The 20247-nt window shown below is 48.3% G+C and carries 21 protein-coding genes; 15 read left to right on the top strand and 6 right to left on the bottom strand.

Annotated elements, in window-relative coordinates; genetic code table 11:
- Positions 1-115 precede the first annotated feature (115 nt).
- Positions 116-1093, top strand: a complete 978-nt coding sequence (locus L3V45_RS05430; RefSeq protein WP_014304767.1) for a BMP family lipoprotein — start codon at positions 116-118, stop codon at positions 1091-1093.
- Positions 1090-2739 carry a methyl-accepting chemotaxis protein gene (locus L3V45_RS05435; protein WP_025851994.1) on the top strand — a complete coding sequence of 550 codons (1650 nt, stop codon included), beginning with the start codon at positions 1090-1092 and terminating at the stop codon, positions 2737-2739. Before L3V45_RS05430 ends, L3V45_RS05435 begins: the two co-directional genes overlap by 4 nt.
- Positions 2740-2799: 60 nt before the next feature.
- Here the strand turns inward: L3V45_RS05435 and L3V45_RS05440 are convergent, their stop codons facing one another.
- Positions 2800-2922: a DUF3941 domain-containing protein gene (locus L3V45_RS05440; protein ID WP_003155105.1), complete on the bottom strand. Its 123-nt coding sequence runs from the start codon at positions 2920-2922 to the stop codon at positions 2800-2802.
- Positions 2923-2970: 48 nt separating this feature from the next.
- Positions 2971-3822 carry a DegV family protein gene (locus L3V45_RS05445; RefSeq protein ID WP_230639796.1) on the bottom strand — a complete coding sequence of 284 codons (852 nt, stop codon included), beginning with the start codon at positions 3820-3822 and terminating at the stop codon, positions 2971-2973.
- Positions 3823-3947: 125 nt separating this feature from the next.
- Here L3V45_RS05445 and L3V45_RS05450 point away from each other — a divergent pair, with 125 nt between their 5' ends.
- Positions 3948-4790 carry a YitT family protein gene (locus tag L3V45_RS05450; RefSeq protein WP_003155101.1) on the top strand — a complete coding sequence of 281 codons (843 nt, stop codon included), beginning with the start codon at positions 3948-3950 and terminating at the stop codon, positions 4788-4790.
- A gap of 14 nt (positions 4791-4804) precedes the next feature.
- Positions 4805-5266, top strand: a complete 462-nt coding sequence (locus L3V45_RS05455; RefSeq protein WP_003155099.1) for a BsuPI-related putative proteinase inhibitor — start codon at positions 4805-4807, stop codon at positions 5264-5266.
- A gap of 36 nt (positions 5267-5302) precedes the next feature.
- Here the strand turns inward: L3V45_RS05455 and L3V45_RS05460 are convergent, their stop codons facing one another.
- The 3 genes from L3V45_RS05460 to L3V45_RS05470 form a co-directional block, all read right to left on the bottom strand.
- Positions 5303-5500, bottom strand: a complete 198-nt coding sequence (locus L3V45_RS05460; RefSeq protein ID WP_003155097.1) for a DUF3813 domain-containing protein — start codon at positions 5498-5500, stop codon at positions 5303-5305.
- Complete coding sequence (locus L3V45_RS05465; protein WP_003155094.1) at positions 5500-5649, bottom strand: hypothetical protein; 150 nt, start codon at positions 5647-5649, stop codon at positions 5500-5502. The genes L3V45_RS05460 and L3V45_RS05465 overlap by 1 nt, the downstream gene beginning before the upstream one ends.
- A gap of 85 nt (positions 5650-5734) precedes the next feature.
- Positions 5735-6547, bottom strand: a complete 813-nt coding sequence (locus tag L3V45_RS05470; protein ID WP_003155092.1) for a Cof-type HAD-IIB family hydrolase — start codon at positions 6545-6547, stop codon at positions 5735-5737.
- Between the two features lie 120 nt (positions 6548-6667).
- On the opposite strand from L3V45_RS05470, the gene L3V45_RS05475 reads away from it, so the two are divergent.
- Positions 6668-7435, top strand: a complete 768-nt coding sequence (locus tag L3V45_RS05475) for a prolyl oligopeptidase family serine peptidase (protein ID WP_046559480.1) — start codon at positions 6668-6670, stop codon at positions 7433-7435.
- 62 nt (positions 7436-7497) lie between these two features.
- Complete coding sequence (locus L3V45_RS05480) at positions 7498-7806, top strand: metal-sulfur cluster assembly factor (RefSeq protein WP_003155088.1); 309 nt, start codon at positions 7498-7500, stop codon at positions 7804-7806.
- A gap of 108 nt (positions 7807-7914) precedes the next feature.
- Here the strand turns inward: L3V45_RS05480 and fosB are convergent, their stop codons facing one another.
- A complete protein-coding gene (gene fosB, locus L3V45_RS05485) occupies positions 7915-8337 on the bottom strand; it encodes a metallothiol transferase FosB (RefSeq protein WP_043866977.1) in 423 nt (140 codons plus the stop codon).
- 342 nt (positions 8338-8679) lie between these two features.
- Between fosB and L3V45_RS05490 the strand changes: the two genes are divergently transcribed.
- The 9 genes from L3V45_RS05490 (at position 8680) to argF (ending at position 20218) form a co-directional block, all read left to right on the top strand.
- Positions 8680-10116 carry an FAD-binding oxidoreductase gene (locus tag L3V45_RS05490; protein ID WP_014304772.1) on the top strand — a complete coding sequence of 479 codons (1437 nt, stop codon included), beginning with the start codon at positions 8680-8682 and terminating at the stop codon, positions 10114-10116.
- Entirely contained in the window at positions 10113-10655 is a 543-nt protein-coding gene (locus tag L3V45_RS05495; protein ID WP_003155082.1) for an MFS transporter, read from the top strand. The genes L3V45_RS05490 and L3V45_RS05495 overlap by 4 nt, the downstream gene beginning before the upstream one ends.
- 166 nt (positions 10656-10821) lie before the next feature.
- On the top strand, positions 10822-11859 hold the full coding sequence (argC, locus tag L3V45_RS05500) for an N-acetyl-gamma-glutamyl-phosphate reductase (protein WP_043866978.1): 1038 nt from the start codon (positions 10822-10824) through the stop codon (positions 11857-11859).
- A gap of 22 nt (positions 11860-11881) precedes the next feature.
- Positions 11882-13099, top strand: a complete 1218-nt coding sequence (gene argJ, locus L3V45_RS05505) for a bifunctional ornithine acetyltransferase/N-acetylglutamate synthase (RefSeq protein WP_043866979.1) — start codon at positions 11882-11884, stop codon at positions 13097-13099.
- A gap of 14 nt (positions 13100-13113) precedes the next feature.
- Positions 13114-13890: an acetylglutamate kinase gene (gene argB / locus L3V45_RS05510; protein ID WP_003155075.1), complete on the top strand. Its 777-nt coding sequence runs from the start codon at positions 13114-13116 to the stop codon at positions 13888-13890.
- Positions 13887-15044, top strand: coding sequence for an acetylornithine transaminase (locus tag L3V45_RS05515; protein WP_032857784.1), 1158 nt, complete (start codon positions 13887-13889; stop codon positions 15042-15044). Before argB ends, L3V45_RS05515 begins: the two co-directional genes overlap by 4 nt.
- Before the next feature lie 68 nt (positions 15045-15112).
- Positions 15113-16171 carry a carbamoyl phosphate synthase small subunit gene (locus L3V45_RS05520; RefSeq protein ID WP_052585679.1) on the top strand — a complete coding sequence of 353 codons (1059 nt, stop codon included), beginning with the start codon at positions 15113-15115 and terminating at the stop codon, positions 16169-16171.
- Positions 16164-19259 (top strand): carbamoyl-phosphate synthase (glutamine-hydrolyzing) large subunit, encoded by a 3096-nt coding sequence (locus tag L3V45_RS05525; RefSeq protein WP_236837284.1) that lies wholly within the window; start codon positions 16164-16166, stop codon positions 19257-19259. Before L3V45_RS05520 ends, L3V45_RS05525 begins: the two co-directional genes overlap by 8 nt.
- Positions 19247-20218: an ornithine carbamoyltransferase gene (gene argF / locus L3V45_RS05530; RefSeq protein ID WP_015388451.1), complete on the top strand. Its 972-nt coding sequence runs from the start codon at positions 19247-19249 to the stop codon at positions 20216-20218. The genes L3V45_RS05525 and argF overlap by 13 nt, the downstream gene beginning before the upstream one ends.
- Positions 20219-20247 lie beyond the last annotated feature (29 nt).

Consider the following 20247-nt stretch of genomic DNA (forward strand, 5'->3'; position numbering starts at 1 on the left):
CTTCTATGCCCTCATTTGTTTATCACCCTGCCGAACATACATATTTTATTGAAATAAAATATTCTGACATCCGAACCGATATATAACTATAGAAAAAAACAAAAGGAGAGTTTCAATGAGAAAAATGGCGATATTTGCGGCTGTACTGCTGCTTGCGCTCAGCACGGCGGGATGTGCCGGCAAATCCGAGGGGGCGGCGGCTGAAAAAACGAAAACAATCGGCATCATGCTGACAGACAACGGCCTCGGCGACCAATCATTTAATGATTCAGGCTTTCAAGGTTTGATGAAAGCAAGAGACGAGCTCGGCATCACATTTGATTACAGAGAAATAAAAGACACCGGTACGTACGAAAAAGGACTGACCCAGCTTGTCCGGGAAGGCAATGATCTTGTTGTGGGGCTCGGTTACAGCATGCAGGCGGATTTAGAAAAGGTCGCCAAAAAATATCCGAAGCAGCGGTTTGTGCTGATTGATTCTGTATCAGACCTGGATAATGTCACCTCCGTCACGTTTAAAGAGGATGAAGGAAGCTTCTTAGCCGGAGCGCTCGCGGCTATGACGAGCAAAACCGGCACGATCGGATTTATCGGCGGTTCAGATGCCGACGTCATTAAACGGTTTAAGAAAGGCTATCTGAAAGGCGCGGAATCAGTCAAACCGAACATCCGCGTGCTGTCGGAAATCAGCGGTACGTTTGATGATGATAAGCTCGGGAAGCGCATCGCCCAAAACATGATCCGAAAAAAAGCCGATGTCCTGTTTACGGCGGCCGGCTTCACGGGTGTCGGCGCACTGAAAGAAGCGGAGGCGCGAAAAGTATACGCCATCGGTGTTGACAGCGATCAATATTACACCGCCGAGCACGCCGTTATCTCTTCTTTAGTGAAAAACGTCGACCATGTCATCTATGAATTGGCGAAAGATTTAAAAGACAACAAGGAGATCAAAAGCGGTGAGATCGTTTACGGACTGAAGGAAAACGGCATGGACTTAGCCAAGATCAGAGTTGTCAAAAACGCAGGCGGGCTGACGAAAAAGATCACGGATATGAAAAACAGTCTGATTGAAAAAGGAGGCGATCTGAAGTGACATTACGGACAAGGCTGCTCGTTAACGCAGCCGTTACGATGATTTGCTTCGCCGCCGTCATCGGCTTTACCATCGTAAACATGATGAAGATTCAGGCTTCAAATGAAGATGAAGTGGACGCGCTGTTAAACGTCCAGGAAGCAAAAGCCGACCTTAATACGTTAAAAGAAAGCATCACCGGCTATTCCTATACGCTCGCAGACGCCCAGAAAGAAGATGTACAAAGCTATATGAAAAGCAGCTCGGACAAACTGGCGGCGCTCAAAAAAACGATGACGGACGATGCGGACAAAGCCGCTTATGACAAACTCGCCAAAAAATACGAATCGTGGCAGGCGGAGGCGGACGCTGCTCTTGATTCGAAAAGCCCGGCTGAAGCGACAAGGACGGCGGCCCGCATCAACGGTCTTCTGAATGATATTTATATGCTGAATCTGAAAAGCCGGGATCACTATGAAGACATGCAGAAGCAGACGGCTGACCAGATTCAGTTTATCGTTTACAGCGCAGCCGTGCTGACCATCGTGATACTTGCCGTCACCGTCATATCTTCCATCAGGCTGACGAAGAGAATTGCAGGGCCGATCCGCCGCATGGCTGAAAATGCCCGTCGTATTGCAGCGGGGAACCTTGCCGTTGAAATGCTTGATTATAAAGGGAAGGACGAACTGAAAGAGCTGAATGACTCATTCGGAATGATGGCTGAACAGCTCCGCACCTTAATTCAGGCGATCGGAGAGGTCGGCCGTGAAGTCGAGACTTTTGCGGAAGGTTTGACGAAGGAAAACCAGACGCTGAAGGACATGACCGAGCAGGTGTCCGTATCGACGGAAGAAATGGCGCAAGGCTCCCAAACCATTTCAGAAGATCTGCAGCATGCGGTGCAATTCATTGAACAAATGGATGAACATTCAAAGGCGAACGCCGAACGTTCAAAACAAACGACGAGAAGCAGCGAAGAGACGATTGCGGCGGTGGCTGCGGGGCGAGGTGCTTTAGCCGAGACCAAGCAAGCCATTGATAAAAGCAATGAGACATCAAAAGAGATTTCCGAAGCCGCCGATCTCTTCATAGAGCATGCGGCAGGCATCAGTATGATGGCGCAGACCGTTTCCGACATTGCGGGCCAGACCAATCTGCTGTCATTAAACGCCGCAATCGAGGCGGCCAGAGCAGGCGAGGCCGGAAAAGGATTTGCCGTCGTTGCCGAGGAGATACGGAAGCTCGCAGACGGATCAGCCAAAGCGACCGCGCAGATTTTCGATATGGTAAAGCAAATTGAAGACGGCATCACATCTATTACCGGAGCTGTCACGACCGGCGTCGCTTTAGCGGACAGACAGCAGGAGCTGATGGAGAAAACGTCAGAATCATTCGCCCATATTGAACAAAAAGCCGCCCATATTAAGGCGGAGCTTACTCAATTGGACGGACGGATCATCGAATCGAAACAGCTTGGTGAGCAAGTGCTGCATCATGCCGAAAGCATCAGCGCCGTCGTTCAGGAAACGGCTGCAGGAAGCGAAGAGATTTCTGCCTCCGCACTTGAGCAGCTGTCTTCTTTTCATAAAATGGCGGAAAGCGTCAATAATCTGGTGAGCCTGACAGAGCGGTTAAACGATCAGGTCCGCCGGTTTACTTTGTAACAGACATCCGTGCGCAAAAAACAGCCCTCTTTCTTCTAAGACAAGAGGGCTGTTTTGCTTTTACAGATGGTCCGGTTTTTTGGAATTCTGGTTTTTTCCCGCCTGCCGGTTTTTTTCGGCAAGCCGGTTCTTTTTCTGATTTACGGCGTTATTGTCCAACGGTTTTTTGTCATCATCTTTCATGCGGCAAAGCCTCCCTTCTGTCCGTTAGGATGCCCGCCCGCATTGAAATTATGGCTTCAGGAAAAAAATCGCGAGCGTGCCCGGCCCGGAGTGGGCGCCGATCGCAGAGCCGATTGAATGAAGAATGATCTCTTTCGGATGGAACGCTTCTTCAATCATTTCCTTCATCCCAATCGCCGTCTCTTCATTATCTGCATAGCTGATTCCCATGGTTTGATCCGCCCAATCGCCGCCTTCTTCCTTCATCATTTCTATAATCCGTTTAAACAGTTTCTTCTGTCCGCGCAATTTTTCGAGCGGCACGAGCCTGCCGTCATCCACATGCAGAATCGGTTTGATGTTCAAAAGCCCCCCGACAAAAGCGGACGTTTTTGAAATTCTGCCGCCCCGTGCGAGATAGGCGACGTCATCGACCGTAAATATATGTTTCATCCGTGCGCAAAAGTTCTTTACAGACGTTTCGATTTCTTGTATTGTATTCCCGTTAACACAGAGTGTTTGCGCGTGCATCACCGCGAGGCCGCAGCCCAATGAAGCGCATTTGGAATCTACAATCCGTAAATCAAAATCGGGAAATTCCTCTTTTACTTCATTGGCGATCATTACGGCCGTCTGATAGGTGCCGGAAAGACCTGAGGAAAAGGCGATGTATATCGCCGGTTCTCCCAGTTCCGCGTATTGTAAAAATACTTTTTTTATCGTATCCGGTGATGCCTGGGATGTTTTCGGAACTTTCCCTTCCCGCATCGCTTGAAAGATATGATCCGCCTGAATGGTGACCGCGTCCTCATATTCGTTTCCATCAAGTGTTACGTGCAGCGGAATGAACCCGATCCGGTTTTCTTCAATATAAGATTTCGGCAGGTCAGAGGCGCTGTCAGCAATAAGGTGAACTGTCATCATAATTCCCTTCTTTCCGGTTGGTGAGAGTGATGCCAACTATATCATATAAATTTGGCAAAATAGTGTTCAAAACTTTATTTTAAGGGAAAAGCTAATAATGAAAATGAGCGGAGGAGCAAGCCATGGTACTAGAACAAGTAAAAAAATTAGCAATCGTCGTCATCGGCGCGTTTCTGTATGCGGCGGGACTGAATTTATTCCTGATACCGGCGAATGTATATGCCAGCGGTTTTACCGGTGTCGCCCAGCTGCTGTCAAGCGTCGTTGATCAATACGCCCCCTTTTATATTTCGACAGGAGTTCTCATGTTCCTCTTAAACATTCCCATCGGTGTGTTAGGGTGGCTGAAAGTCGGCAGATCATTCACCGTGTACAGCATATTAAGCGTAGCGCTGACGTCCGTCTTTATGGGGATTCTCCCGGAAATGAGACTGTCACACGATATTCTTCTGAATACCGTATTCGGAGGAGTCATCTCAGCTATCGGCATCGGTTTAACGCTGAAATTCGGCGCTTCGACAGGCGGTCTTGATATCGTGTCGATGGTGCTGGCCAAATGGAAGGATAAACCGGTCGGCACATATTTCTTCATTTTGAACGGGATTATCATTTTGACGGCAGGATTATTGCAAGGATGGGAGAAAGCATTATATACCCTTGTCGCTCTGTATGTCACAACAAGGGTGATTGACGCCATTCACACGCGCCACATGAAACTGACCGCCATGATTGTTACAAAAAAAGCTGATGAAATCAAAGAAGCGATTTACGGGAAAATGGTCCGAGGCATTACGACGGTGCCGGCAAAAGGCGCTTACACAAACGAACAGAAAGAAATGATGATCATCGTCATCACGCGGTACGAATTGTATGACCTTGAGAAAATCGTGAAAGAAGTCGACCCGAAAGCCTTCACAAACATCGTGCAAACGACGGGGATCTTTGGTTTCTTCAGAAAAGACTGATAGGAGCGGATAGAATGAAGTGGCTGTTTGGCCTGTTATTACCGGTCATTTTATTGATCGGATGCAGCAGTCAATCCGGGCAGAAGGAGCCCGCTGAGGAGGTATCCGGAGAGATGAATGAACAGCAAGCGGAATTAGCCGTAAATCCTGTGCAGACAGATCAGCAGATCGAATTTCAAATGTCTTTAAAAAACAAAAGCGAAAGCCCGATCGATTTCACATTCAGCTCAGGGCAGAAATTCGAACTGACCGTACATGACCAACATCACAAAGAACTGTACCGCTATTCAAAAGACAAAATGTTTACCCAGGCGTTTCAGACCGTGACCTTAATGCCGAATGAAACGTATGACTTTTCAGATGTGTGGAAGAACGTGCCCGGTCCGGGAACATACACGGTGACGGTGACGTTTTTAGGGAAGTCCGATCAGATCGGAAAAAGACTGAAAACGGTAAAAACATTTGAAGTAAAATAAAAAAGCGGCGCCCTCATCTAAACGGGGCGCCTTTTTTTATTGCAATTTCTCCAGCTGATCCTGAAATTGGTGCAGCTGCTGACGTTCTGCATCCGTCGAATTGGCGTACGCGGAAGACACGGCATTTTTGGCGCGTGAGACAGCTTTTTCCTGGTCGCCGTCCTCGAAACCGTTAGCAATCATGACGGCCTGCTGGACAAATGACTTGGCTTGAGAAAACAGTTCGTTTCTCATTAAAAGTCAACCTGCCTTTCAGCCGAATCTTTTGCTGCATCATGCTGTGCTTCCTCTAATGTAGACCGATATGGAAATCTTGCGTCATGAAGACTGACAGAGTCCTTGCCTTGCTGAATAAACCGTTTTGATTTGTTTCGTTTACCCATTGCAATGTCCCCCTTCCATATTTAGACGAGATGAGTCGTCTGTTTTAGTATGGGCGGAAGGCTTTGTGTTATGAGCGGGAAAACCTCACAGGGAGAAATAGGATTTTAAAAAATCGGCGATTCCGTCCGCTTCATTTGAACCCGTGACGCGATCGGCGGCCTGTTTGACTTCATCCGTGCCGTTTCCCATCGCTACGCCGCACCCGGCAAATCGAAGCATTTCAAGATCGTTGTCTTCGTCGCCGAACGCGATGATCCGTTCTCTCGGCACTTGGTAATAGTCGCTGATTTTCTTCAGGCCGACCGCTTTATTCATCCCGTGTTTAATAATTTCAATCACATGCCAAGGAGCCGCCCATCTTCTGTGGTCAATGACCTCGGCGTGCACATCGGATAAATGCGCGCGTATGTCCGCGACGTCCTCTTCCTTCGCGTGAATCAATACGGACGTCACATCCTCTTGGACCGTTTCGCGCAGATCGCCGAATGTGACATTCGCCGTATTCATATGAAACGCCTCAATTAAATGCTCATCATGATAATGGAAGTACACATCATCAATGATCTCAGCGAGCACATTATGTATTTGGTAGGTCTCTGTAAGTTCGGCAAGCTGTCTGACCACATCGACAGATAAAGACGTGTGGTATCGTCCCCATGACTCGTCTTTCGGGTGGTGGACAAACGCTCCGTTAAAATTGACAATCGGCGTTGTCAGCCCAAGCTCGTCATAATACATCGAACTGGAACGGAAAGGGCGGCCGGTTGAGATGCAGACATGATGGCCCGCTTCTTTCAGCGTCTGAATCGTCCGTGCCGTTTCAGGGGAAATGGTTTTATCATCTTTTAATAAGGTTCCATCCAGATCTAAGGCGATGAGGTAAGGTTTTGTCTCCATAAATAACTCCTTTTGTCATATAATTTGCTGTTTTTCTCTTATGTACAGTGTAGCTTTTTACCATCTTTATTGTCTACATGTTACACTTATGATTATGGTTATCCTAAGGAGGGAGTCAACGTGATTCTTATTGATCATCAAACCGTATCAGGCATTCCGTTTTTACATATTGTAAAAGAAGAAAATCGGGACCGTCCCGCTCCCCTTGTTTTCTTTATTCACGGTTTTACAAGCGCGAAGGAGCATAATCTTCATTTCGCTTACCTGCTTGCTGAAAAGGGTTTCAGAGCCGTGCTGCCGGAAGCTCTTTACCACGGTGAACGCGCTGAACAGCTGTCAGCAGAAGAGCTCGCCGTCCATTTTTGGGACATTGTCTTAAATGAAATCGAGGAGCTTGACGTGCTGAAAAAGGATTTTGAAGGGCGCGGTCTGATTGAAGACGGGCGGATCGGTCTTGCGGGGACGTCAATGGGCGGAATTACGACATTCGGCGCGATGGCTGCGTATGATTGGGTCAAAGCCGGCGTCAGTCTGATGGGAAGTCCGAACTATACGGCATTTTTTCAGCAGCAGATTGACCACATTCAAAAGCAGGACATCGAAATTGACGTCACAAAAGAACAGGTCGATGAACTGTTTGCGCGGCTCAAACCGTTCGACCTCAGTCTGGAACCGGAAAAACTCCGCAGCCGCCCGCTGCTGTTCTGGCACGGTGTTCAAGACAAAGTCGTTCCGTATGCACCGACCCGCGGATTTTATGAAACGATTAAACCTCATTACAGCAGCCGGCCCGACCATCTTCAGTTTCTGAAAGACGAACGGGCTGATCATAAAGTCCCGAGATACGCCGTTTTAGAAACCGTCGCCTGGTTCGATAAGCATTTATAAAGCACAAAGGTGTTAACAAAAGCCGCTTTTACGTTATACTGAGGAAAAAGGAGTGATGGAACGTGGAAGAAGCATTAAAAGAAAACATCATGGGCGCCTTGGAGCAGGTTGTTGACCCTGAGCTCGGCGTCGATATCGTCAATCTCGGCCTTGTATACGACGTTGATATGGATGACGACGGCCTGACGCACGTTACGATGACACTGACATCAATGGGGTGCCCGCTCGCTCCGATCATCGTCGACGAGGTGAAAAAAGCGCTCGCCGACATTCCGGATGTAAAAGAGACGGAGGTCCACATCGTCTGGAATCCGCCGTGGACAAGAGACAAAATGTCACGCTACGCAAAAATCGCATTAGGGATTCAGTAATAAGAAAATGCACCCCGGATTTTAGGTACATCCTAAAGTTTGGAGGTGCTTTTCTTTTGTCTGCATATAAGCGACAGTGAGGGCTTGTTTTGGATTGCAAACAAACCTTTATATATAAAATTTCATATGAGGTTTATCTTTTTTGTAATAGGACAGTCTGTCTTGGAGTGTACCTGTGCGGAATTCAAATTTATGTCCATCGGGATCAGTAAAATAAATTGACTTTTGATCTTGCTTATCCCTAGGACGCCCATTTAATATATTTACATTTAGATTTTTTAACCTTTGAAGTATTGCATCAAAATCTTTTGGGTCAATTGTAAAGGCCGTATGCGTATAGGATTTATGTATTTCATTTCTTGGTATATCCGCCTCTAAGTTAAGTGCAAGCCAAAGTCCTTTCAGATCAAAATATGCTGTCTTTTGCCCTTTAACCAGAAGTTGTGCATGAAATACTTTCTCATAAAATTCTATAGATTTTTCCAAATCTGAAACAGAAAAAAGAAGATGATTGACCCCTTTTATGTTCATTTTCCCCACCTCATTTAACATCTTTGTTTTAAACAATCCCTTTGGTAATACATCTGCATATATATCGATTATATACTGACTAAAAAATCATTTTTAGGGATTTCTGTGTATTTTTTATGCCTGATGTTTTCCGGATGACCGTTTTGAACTGTACTAAACATGATTCTGCCGGGCGCCGTTTTGTCTGCTTTGTCGCTGCAGACCGGCGTGCGGAAAGAAGGGCAAGTCACTAAAAAAACCAAGTTTCCCGCCATTCGGGGTTTTTTGCGGTATCGGGTTAAAAAGGAAAAAAACGGACGGAGGCATGATATAATAGACCGGCTGCATGCGAGGGAGGAACCCATGAAGAAAAAATTACTTCTCATTATCCTTAGCATTCTTGTTTATACGGCGCTGTTCGCTGTTTCCGCCTTTCACAAAGAGCCGGAGCGGCAGGCAGGGACAATGACGGATGTCAGCCGTCTCATGCCCGTGAAAATTAAGCAGACGGTCAAAGGAAAAGAGAAAGAAACATTGGTCGAAACGATTAAGGAAGCAAAGAGAAAGCATTTGAAGATCTCAATCGCAGGCGCCCAGCACTCAATGGGCGGCCAGACGTATTATGAAGACGGCATCGTTCTCGACATGACGGGCTACAACAAAATACTCGGTCTCGACCGAAAGAAAAAAATCATCAGAGTGCAGGCGGGAGCGACGTGGAATGATATTCAGCGCTATGTCAATCCGTACGGGCTCGCGGTAAAAGTCATGCAATCGCAAAACATTTTTACGATCGGGGGCTCACTGAGCGCCAACGCCCACGGCCGGGATATCCGGTACGGTTCGCTGATTGATACGGTCAAATCGTTTCATCTTTTAAAGGCGGACGGCAAAGTCATCACCGTTACTCCGAAAGATGACCTGTTTTCAGCCGTCATCGGCGGCTACGGCCTGTTCGGCGTCATCCTTGACGCGGATATTGAGCTGACGGATGATGAGCTTTATGAAATGAAAACGAAACGCATGAACGCTGATACATACAGTCAATATTTTACGCAGCATGTTCAGCGCAACCCCGCCGTGCGCATGCATCTCGCGCGGATCGCAACAGGGGATAAAGGCTTTTTGCACGATATGTATGTGACTGATTACACACTCTCAGACAATCAGAAAGAATTAAAGCGGCACAATGAACTGAAAGAAGATGAGCATCCGGCGCTGACGAAATTCGCGCTCGGCCTCTCCCGCCGGTATGACTGGGGAAGAAATTGGTTCTGGTCAACCCAGCAGTCTTATTTTCTCAGTCAAAACGGCGTGAAAGTCTCCAGGAACAATGTCATGCGGTCAGAATCGAAATTTTTGGAATATGAAAACACGGACAACACCGACGTGCTTCAAGAATACTTCGTGCCCGTCGGCGAATTTGCACCGTACATTCATGATTTACGCAAGACGCTGTCACATGAAGATCTCAATCTCGTAAATATTACGATCCGCTACGTGCAAAAAAATGAAAAAGCCGATCTGTCATACGCAAAGGAAGACATGTTTTCACTCGTTCTTTTAATCAATGAAGGGTTTTCAAAAGACAGCCAGGCGAGTGCAGCGCGGATTGTCAGAAAAATGACGGATACGGCGTTGCGCCACCGCGGCAGCTATTATCTGCCGTATATGCTGTATCAAACGAAAGAGCAGATGCGCGAGGCATATCCGAAAAGCGATATGTTCTTTCAGAAAAAACACAAATATGATCCCGATGACTTGTTTATGAATTATTTTTATCAGAGGTACAAATCATGAAACACAACCATTTAAAATGGCTGATCCTGTCTCAGAGCAGTGTCTTTTTTGCCGGCAGCCTGATCTTTCCGTTTTATATTTTATTTATTAAAAACATCGGTTCCAGCTACACGCAATTCGGTCTATCATACGGCTTGTTCGGCCTGAGCGGCGCATTGATTCATCCGCTGCTCGGCCGGCTGTCGGCAAGACTGGATCCCCGCTGGTTCCTGATGGCGAATTCGTGGGGGATGGCGGTGCTTCTTCTGACGCTCCCGCACATTACCGGCGTGCACCAGGTTTATGTGGTGCAGGTGCTTTTGGGCCTGTTCGGCGCCATGCAAAAACACGGCGAGAAAATCATGATCGCCGATTACACTGACGGCGGGGAGCGGGGGAAAAAAGTCGGCAGCTATCATTTCTGGACGGCCGTATTTTCAGCTGCCGCCATTATTCTCGGCGGGTTTCTCGCTGATTTCTTTACGGTTTATATTATTTTTTACGCCAGCTCCGTGCTGTTTTTTATAAGCGGGCTGATGATGCTGAAAAAAACAGGCTGATCCGATCAGCCTGTTTTTCTTATGAAACCCCCTTGATCGAGAGGGGGTTTTTTGTCAGCGAAAACCGATGGAAAATGAATGAAAAAATATTAAATATACAATTGAATTAATTTTTATTCATGTTATAATGTTAAATAATTTCACAAAAACCAAGAAGGTGAACCCGTTGAAAATAGGTATTATAGGCGCGACTGGTTATGGAGGCGCCGAACTTGTCAGGATTCTTAACCATCACCCTTATGCAGAAGATTGTATATTATATTCATCGAGCGACGAAGGAAAAGAATATGCCGCTTCATATCCGCATTTGAGGAATATAGCGTCACAATCACTTCAGCCGCTTCATATAGAAACGATTCGAAACGAAATTGATGTCATGTTTATAGCCGCGCCGCCCGGCGTTTCCGGAGAGTGGTCGCCCAAGCTGGCGGAGGCGGGCATCCCGGTCATTGATCTATCCGGCGATCTGCGGATTCAAAACCCGGCCGTGTATGAAAAGTGGTATAAGCGGAAGGCCGCGCCGAAAGGAACGATTCAAAGCGCGGTTTACGGTTTAGCCGAACTGCAAAAAGAAGAGATTCAGACTGCTAAGCTGATTGCCAATCCGGGATGTTTTCCGACGGCTGTGCTGCTCGGGCTCGCCCCGCTGGCGAAGAATAAGCTTTTACAAGATTCTTTTCTGATTGTTGATGCGAAAACAGGCGTATCCGGTGCCGGCCGAAAAGCATCCATGGGCACTCATTATTCTGAGCTGAATGATAATTTTAAAATTTATAAGGTTAATGAGCATCAGCATACTCCGGAAATTGAACAGCAATTAGCGGCTTGGCAGCCCGGCACAGGTCCGATCACGTTTTCCGCACATTTGGCGCCGATGACAAGGGGCATTATGGCGACGATATATACGGAGGCTCCCCCTGGTATGTCTGCTGCACAGGTAAGAGAATTGTATTCCGAATTCTACAAAGATTCATATTTTGTCAGAATCAGGCCGGAAGGTGAATTTCCGGCGACGAAAGAGGTATACGGCAGCAATTTTTGTGATATCAGTGTCACCGTGGATGAAAGAACAAACCGTGCCACCATCGTTTCTGTCATAGATAATCTGATGAAAGGCGCCGCAGGGCAGGCGGTTCAAAATTTAAATATCATGAATGGCTGGCAGGAAGAAACGGGACTTACGATGACGCCAGTCTATCCATAGAACGAAAGAGGGATTCGAAAATATGATTCAGCTGAGTGAGGAAATCACGAAAGTAAAAGGCGGCGTATCTTCGCCGAAAGGGTTTGAGGCAAAGGGCGTGCACTGCGGTCTGCGCTATTCAAAAAAAGATCTCGGAGCGATTATCAGCGAAGCGCCTGCAGTCAGTGCGGCGGTATATACGCAAAGCCATTTTCAGGCAGCGCCCTTGAAAGTGACGCAAGAGAGCTTAAAAAAAGAGGCCGTGCTTCAGGCGGTTATCGTCAACAGCGCGATTGCCAACGCCTGTACGGGAGACCAAGGATTAAAGGACGCCTATGAAATGCGGGACGGCTTCGCGAGCCAGCTCGGCATTGAGCCGGAGCTTGTTGCGGTTTCGTCAACCGGGGTGATCGGCGAGCTTTTAGACATGAAAAAAATTCAGGCGGGCATTGAACAGCTCGGTCAAGCGCCGTCAGTGTCCGGAGCATTTGAAGAAGCCATTTTGACGACGGATACAGTGACGAAACAGACGTGTTATGAACTGGTGATCGGCGGAAACATCATCACGATCGGCGGAGCGGCGAAAGGCTCCGGCATGATCCACCCCAACATGGCGACAATGCTCGGCTTTGTCACAACGGACGCGGCCGTGGAAGAACAGTCGCTCAAAAATGCGCTCAGAGAGATTACGGATGTTTCATTTAACCAAATCACCGTTGACGGAGAAACATCGACGAATGACATGGTGCTTGTGATGGCGAACGGCTGCGCGGGGAATGATTGCCTGACGGAGCAGCACCCTGACTGGCCGGCATTTAAAAAGGGGTTAAAGCTTGTATGCGAAGACCTTGCCAAAGATATTGCCAGAGACGGTGAAGGAGCGACGAAATTAATTGAAGCCAGAGTCGAAGGCGCGAAAAATAACCTTGAGGCGAATATTATCGCCAAAAAAATCGTCGGCTCAAGCCTTGTGAAGACCGCCGTTTACGGCACAGATGCCAACTGGGGGCGCATCATCGGCGCCATCGGGCACAGTGCGGCAAGCGTAACGGCCGAACAAGTGGAAGTTTTCCTCGGCGGTCAGTGTCTGTTTAAACACAACGAACCTCAGCCGTTTTCGGAAACTGATGCCAAGGAGTACTTATCAGGTGATGAAATTACGATTGCAGTCCGCCTGCAGGAAGGCTCCGGCAGCGGCCGGGCATGGGGCTGTGACTTAACCTATGATTATATCAAAATCAATGCGAGCTATCGCACATAGCAAAGGGGAGCGGCATGAAGAAAACCATCGTTTTTAAGTGCGGCGGCAGTGTAATCCGCGAGTTATCCGCCGATTTTTTTCAAAATGTAAAAGAGCTTATGCAATCGGGCTGGAACCTTGCCGTCGTGCATGGAGGAGGCCCGGACATTTCAAGAATGCTGAAAACATTGCAGATTGAAACGGAATTTGTCGATGGACAGCGGAAAACGACCAAACCGGTGCTGGAAACAGCGGAAATGGTCTTGTCAGGGACGATCAATAAATTTTTCGTAACCGAACTCGCGAAAAACGGGCTGAAAGCCGCGGGAATATCAGGAAAGGACGGCGGTCTCCTTCAAGCGTCTTACCTTAATCAAGACAAATACGGAGAAGTCGGCGAAATACAAAAAACCGATCCGTCAATCATCCACGCATTAATGAAAGAAGGCATCATTCCCGTTATCGCTCCGCTTTCCATGACAAGTGATTTCGAAACGCTGAACGTCAACGCAGACGCCGCGGCATCGGCCGTCGCTTCAGCCTTACACGCCGATAAACTTTTATTTGTCACGGATGTCGAAGGAATTATGGACGGAGAGAACAGGCTGGATACTTTGACGCCGCAAGAAATTCAGGCCCTCATCGATGACGGCGTAATTTCAGGGGGGATGATTCCGAAGGTAAACTCGGCATTATCGGCACTGAGTGAAGATGTCGAGGAAGTGATGATCGTAAACGGAAAAGGAGCGTTTTTCACCAATCAAGTCTTCCAAGGAACAAAAATCGTTAAAGAAAAGGAGAGCGTGTCATGAGCAGCCTATTTCAAACCTACAGCCGCTGGCCTATCGATATTAAAAAAGCGAAAGGGACAATCGCAGAGGATGAAAACGGAAAAACGTATCTCGATTTTATTCAGGGCATCGCCGTTTCCAATCTCGGCCATTGTCATGATGCGGTGACGGAAGCGGTGAAAGAACAGCTTGGCAGCGTATGGCACGTTTCCAATCTGTTTGAAAATGATCTTCAGGAAAAAGCCGCGGCAAAGCTTGCCGGACATAGCGCGGGGGATCTCGTTTTCTTCTGCAACAGCGGAGCCGAAGCGAATGAAGGCGCCATTAAGCTTGCCCGTAAAGCAACGGGAAAGACAAAAATCGTAACATTTCATCAATCCTTTCACGGACGGACCTATGCGGGGATGGCCGCCACCGGACAAGACAAAATCAAGACCGGTTTCGGACCGATGCTCCAAGGCTTTCACTATCTTCCGTTTAATGACCCGTCGGCATTCAGCACACTTTCAAAAGAGGATGATATCGCCGCCGTCATGCTTGAGACGGTGCAGGGAGAAGGGGGAGTCAATCCCGCCGATCCGGAATTCATCGAAGCCTTACAGACATTTTGCAAAGACAAACAGGCGCTGCTTATCGCAGACGAGATTCAAACCGGAATCGGCCGGACGGGCAAGGCATTCGGCTATGAGCACTTCGGCATCTCTCCGGACATCATCACTGCTGCGAAAGGGCTTGGAAACGGTTTTCCCGTCGGAGCCGTGATCGGCAAAAAGAAGCTTGCCGACGCCTTTACGCCGGGTACGCATGGTACGACTTTCGGCGGTAATAAGCTCGCCATGGCAGCTGTGAAAGCAACTTTGGACATTGTGTTTCAGCCGGACTTTCTCCAGGCGGCGGCAGACAAAGGCTCTTTTTTAAAAGCGCAGCTGAACCGTGAACTGACAGGGCCTTTTGTAAAAGAAATCCGCGGAAAAGGGTTATTAATCGGCATTGAATGCGCAGGTCCCGTGTCCGGCATCATCGGAGATCTGCAGGAACGCGGGCTTCTCGTGCTTCCGGCCGGACCGAATGTCATCAGGCTGCTTCCGCCGCTTACGGTTTCTGAAGAAGAAATGCTGTCGGCCGTCAGTATGCTGAAAGCAGCGATCGAAGCGCATTCGGCAGTGAAACGGTAATTTTTTTCGATATAAAGGTATAAAAATTCATATTTTTAATTAATTATTCATCAAGAGGTGGGCTTTAGATGAAAGGCTATTTAGTATTGGAAGACGGAACATCATTCGGCGGTGAACTTGAAAAAGAGGCTTGCTGTGTTGGCGAAGCTGTTTTTTTCACCGGAATGACGGGCTATCAGGAAGTGCTTACAGACCCGTCATATAAGGGGCAGATCATCGTCTTTACGTATCCGCTGATCGGAAACTACGGAATTAATGAAAAAGACCTTGAAAGTAAAATTCCACAAGTCAAGGCTGTTGCCGTCTATGAAGCGTGTGAACATTTTTCTCACCATGAAGCAGTCTCAAGCTTGAGAGAGTATTTAAATAAATGGAACATCCCGCTCTTAACCGAAGTGGACACACGGGCCGTCGTCAAAGCCATCCGCTCCGGCGGCACGATGAACGCTGCTGTGTCAACAGCAGGAGAAATTCCCGCAGCATCCGGAACACAAAATCCGGCGGAGCTGGCGCAGTCTGAAGACATCACTTCAATGGGGAACGGAGACCGGCATATTGCGCTGATTGATTTCGGTTATAAAAAATCAATCGCCTCGTCACTTGTAAAGCGCGGCTGTAAAGTAACGGTCATTCCGTATCAGCAGATGGACGCCGTTTATGACATTCAGCCTGACGGAATCGTGCTCTCAAACGGCCCGGGCGACCCGAAAGCGATTGCGCCGTACATGAACCGGATTACATCTTTACTCAGTAATTTCCCTGCACTCGGCATTTGCCTCGGGCATCAGCTGATTGCCCTGGCTTTCGGAGGAAATACGTATAAGCTGCCGTTCGGCCACAGGGGTGCCAACCATCCCGTCATTGACCGGAAAACGAAACGGGTGTTTATGACAAGCCAGAACCACAGCTATGTCGTCGATGAAGCGTCAATTGACGAAAACGAGCTGTCCATCAGATTTCACCATGTCAATGATACATCAGTGGAAGGGCTCATTCATAAGCGCCTTCCCGTATTAAGCGTCCAGTTCCACCCTGAAGCTCATCCCGGTCCGGCTGAGAGCGAGTGGATATTTGATGAATTTCTAGAAAAAGTGATACCAGCAAGGAGAGAAATCGCTCATGCCTAAAGATACAACCATTTCCAGCATATTAGTCATCGGCTCCGGCCCCATCATCATCGGCCAGGCGGCTGAATTTGATTATTCAGGAACGCAGGGCTGCATGGCTCTGAAAGAAGAAGGATACCGCGTTATTCTAGTCAATAACAACCCGGCAACGATTATGACGGATGAGGCGTTTGCCGATGAAATATATTTTGAACCGCTCACAACCGACAGCATCGAGGCCATTATTGAAAAAGAAAAACCCGACGGTCTGCTTGCCAATTTGGGCGGCCAGACGGCATTGAATTTAGCCGTTAAGCTTGAAGAAGCAGGCGTGCTGAAGAAGCATCACGTCAAGCTCTTAGGAACATCGGTGGAAACCATTCAAAAAGGCGAAGACCGGGAGCAGTTCCGCGCCCTGATGAAAGAGCTCGACCAGCCCGTTCCGGAAAGCGAAATCGTCGACAACGAAGAAGACGCCCTCCGCTTCGCTGAGTCTATCGGATTTCCGGTTATTCTGAGACCGGCGTACACGTTAGGCGGAAAGGGAGGCGGAATCGCGAAAACAAAAGAAGCGTTTCAGACGCTTATTAAACAGGCGCTGTTAGCAAGTCCGATCAGCCAATGCCTCGTCGAAAAAAGCATCGCCGGATTTAAAGAAATCGAATATGAGGTCATGCGCGACAGCAATCATACATGCATCACCGTCTGCAATATGGAAAACATCGATCCCGTCGGCGTGCATACAGGAGACTCTATCGTCGTCGCACCGTCCCAGACGTTAACGGATGAAGAATATCAGATGCTGCGTTCAGCAAGCCTGGCGATTATTTCGGCGCTGGATGTGGTCGGCGGCTGCAACATTCAATTTGCGCTGGATCCGTTCAGCAAACAGTACTATGTCATTGAAGTGAACCCGCGTGTCAGCCGTTCATCGGCCCTCGCGTCAAAAGCGACCGGCTACCCGATTGCCAAAATGGCGGCGAAACTTGCCGTCGGCTATACGCTCGACGAACTGAAAAATCCGCTGACGGGCTCTACTTATGCAAGCTTTGAACCGGCGCTTGATTATGTCATCGTCAAATTCCCGCGCTGGCCGTTTGATAAATTTAAACATGCCGACCGCACGCTCGGAACGAAGATGAAAGCGACGGGAGAGGTCATGGCGATCGAAAGAAATATGGAAGCGGCCATTCAAAAAGCGGCGGCCTCCCTTGAGCTGAAAACGATCGGCACCCGCCTGCCTGAACTCGGCGGCTGTACGATCAATCAGCTGTGGGAATTAGCGGTAACGCCGGATGACCGGAGATTTTTCGTCGTCATGGAACTGTTAAGCCGCGGTGAAACGATAGAAGATATCCATGCCAAAACGAAAATTGACCCGTTTTTTCTCCATGTATTCCGAAATATCATGACATTAGAAAACAAGCTGATGGAAGAAGGGGATCATCTGTCTGTCCCGCTTTTAAAGCAGGCGAAGGTAAAAGGCTTCACGGATGTCATGATCGCATCTCTCACGGGAAAAACGGAAGAAGACATCCGTGCTCTCAGAAAGAAATCAGGCATCGTCCCGTCGTTTAAAATCGTAGATACATGCGCCGCTGAATTTGATGCCAAGACGAATTATTTCTACTCCACCTACCTTGGGGAAAGCGACGGAGATGTCAGCCGAAAAGAGAAAAAACGCGCTCTCATCATCGGCTCAGGCCCGATCCGCATCGGTCAGGGAGTGGAATTTGATTACAGCGCCGTCCACGGCGTTCTGACCCTGCAAAAGCTGGGATATGAAACGATTATGATCAATAACAATCCGGAAACAGTAAGCACGGATTATGAAATCGCCGACCGGCTTTATTTTGAACCGCTGACGACAGAACATATTTTAAACGTGGCGGAACATGAAAACATTGATTTTGCCATCGTCCAGTTTGGGGGACAGACCGCGATCAATGCCGCTGAACCGCTGGAAAAAGCGGGCATTCCGCTGCTCGGAACATCCTTTGAAACCCTTGATGCACTGGAGGATCGGGATCTGTTTTATCAGCTGCTTGACGATCTTGACCTCAAACATGCCAAAGGCGAAACGGCTTATTCAAAAGAAGAAGCAACGGAAAAAGCAAGCCGAATCGGCTACCCCGTGCTGATCCGTCCGTCTTATGTCATCGGGGGGATGGGCATGATCATAGTTCATTCAGAAGCGCAAATGTCAGAGCTGCTGGGAAAAGAAGCGGGCATGCCGTACCCGATTTTGATCGATCAGTACATTACAGGAAAAGAATTGGAGATCGATCTGATTTCCGACGGACATGAAGTATTCGTGCCGACTTACACAGAGCACATTGAACGGGCCGGCGTCCATTCGGGCGACAGTTTTGCGATTCTTCCGGGTCCGTCTGTCACACCTGATATGCAGCGGAATATAAAAGAGGCCGCCGAAAAAATCGCGGTAAAACTGGCTTTTAAAGGCATTATGAACATTCAGTTTGTCATTGATGACAAAGGGGATATTCTCGTTCTTGAAGTGAATCCCCGGGCAAGCCGCACGGTTCCTGTCGTGTCTAAGGTGATGGGGGTGCCGATGATCCCGCTTGCCGCCAGATTGCTGGCCGGCGCTTCCCTTAAAGACATCAAGCCCGAGGTTCAAAATCAGCACGGAACGGCAGTGAAATTCCCGGTTTTTTCTTCTCACGCCATTCAGGATGTGGACGTAAAGCCCGGGCCGGAAATGAAGTCGACCGGAGAAGGCATGTGTGTCGCGTTTGACGCAGAAAGCGCACTGAAAAAAATCTACGCGCACGTCTGGGAGAAAAAAGGCAGCATCTATCTGGAAGGCTGTGATGCGGAATTGGAACGTCAGGCTCAAGAGGCGGGATTTACCGTATGCAAAGATGCGTTCCCGGCATGGGCAGAGCGAAAGGATAAAGCGGTTCATATTAATTTCAATCACTCTGAAGAAGCGCGTAAACAACGGATCGAAGCCATGACGCACGGTGTGACGGTCTTTACTGAACCGGAAACCGTAAAGGCATTTTTAGCAAGCGGCTCCGGCAAACCTCAGCCTGTATCGCTCAAAGATCTTTATCAAAAGGAAGTGGCATCATGCACACAATAAAAGCGGAACACACATTAACCCATTTGTACGGCAAAGATTTTCTTTCATTAAAAGATGTCAGCCCGTCAGACATCAATGCGCTTCTGACAGAAGCTTCATTATTAAAACAACATCCGATACAGCCGATTTTCCAAGGGAAAACATTGGCGATGATTTTTGAAAAATCTTCAACCCGCACACGTGTGTCTTTTGAAGCGGGAATGGCCCAGCTCGGGGGAACGGGACTATTTCTTTCAAGCAGCGACCTGCAGCTTGGGCGGGGGGAGACGGTCGCGGATACGGCGAAGGTGCTGTCCGGCTTCGTTGATGCCATTATGATCCGCACCTTTGAGCATGAAAAAGTCGAAGAGCTTGCCGAGCATGCTGATATTCCCGTCATAAACGGGCTGACCGACCGGTATCACCCGTGTCAGGCACTCGCGGATCTGTTAACAATACAAGAAATAAAAGGAAAATTAAAAGGAGTAAAAGTCGCCTATATCGGTGACGGAAATAATGTCGCGCATTCACTTATGATCGGCTGCGCAAAAATGGGCTGTGACATTGCGGTTGCTTCGCCGAAAGGCTATGAAGCAGAGGAAGAGGCGGTGAATGCCGCGAAAGAAGCAGCGGCTGTTTCCGGAGCGAAAATCACCCTTACCGAAAATCCGCAGGAAGCGGTGCGGGATGCAGACGTGATTTACTCCGACGTCTTCACGAGCATGGGGCAGGAGGAAGAGACGCAGCAGCGGCTGAATGTGTTTGCGCCGTATCAAGTCAACGCCTCACTCGTCAGTCTCGCCAAACCCGACTATACATTTTTGCATTGCCTGCCGGCGCATCGGGAAGAAGAGGTCACGTCCGAGATTATCGACGGCCCGAACTCTGCAGTATTCCAGCAGGCGGAAAACCGGCTTCACGCGCAAAAAGCGCTCCTGAAAGCTCTTCTATACAAACAGGATGAACAAAAAAACCGCTGAATCTCATTCAGCGGTTTTTGATATTTCTC

Origin of the sequence: Bacillus sp. R45 (assembly GCF_021729365.1) — a bacterium.
Classification (GTDB): Bacteria; Bacillota; Bacilli; order Bacillales; family Bacillaceae; genus Bacillus; species Bacillus velezensis.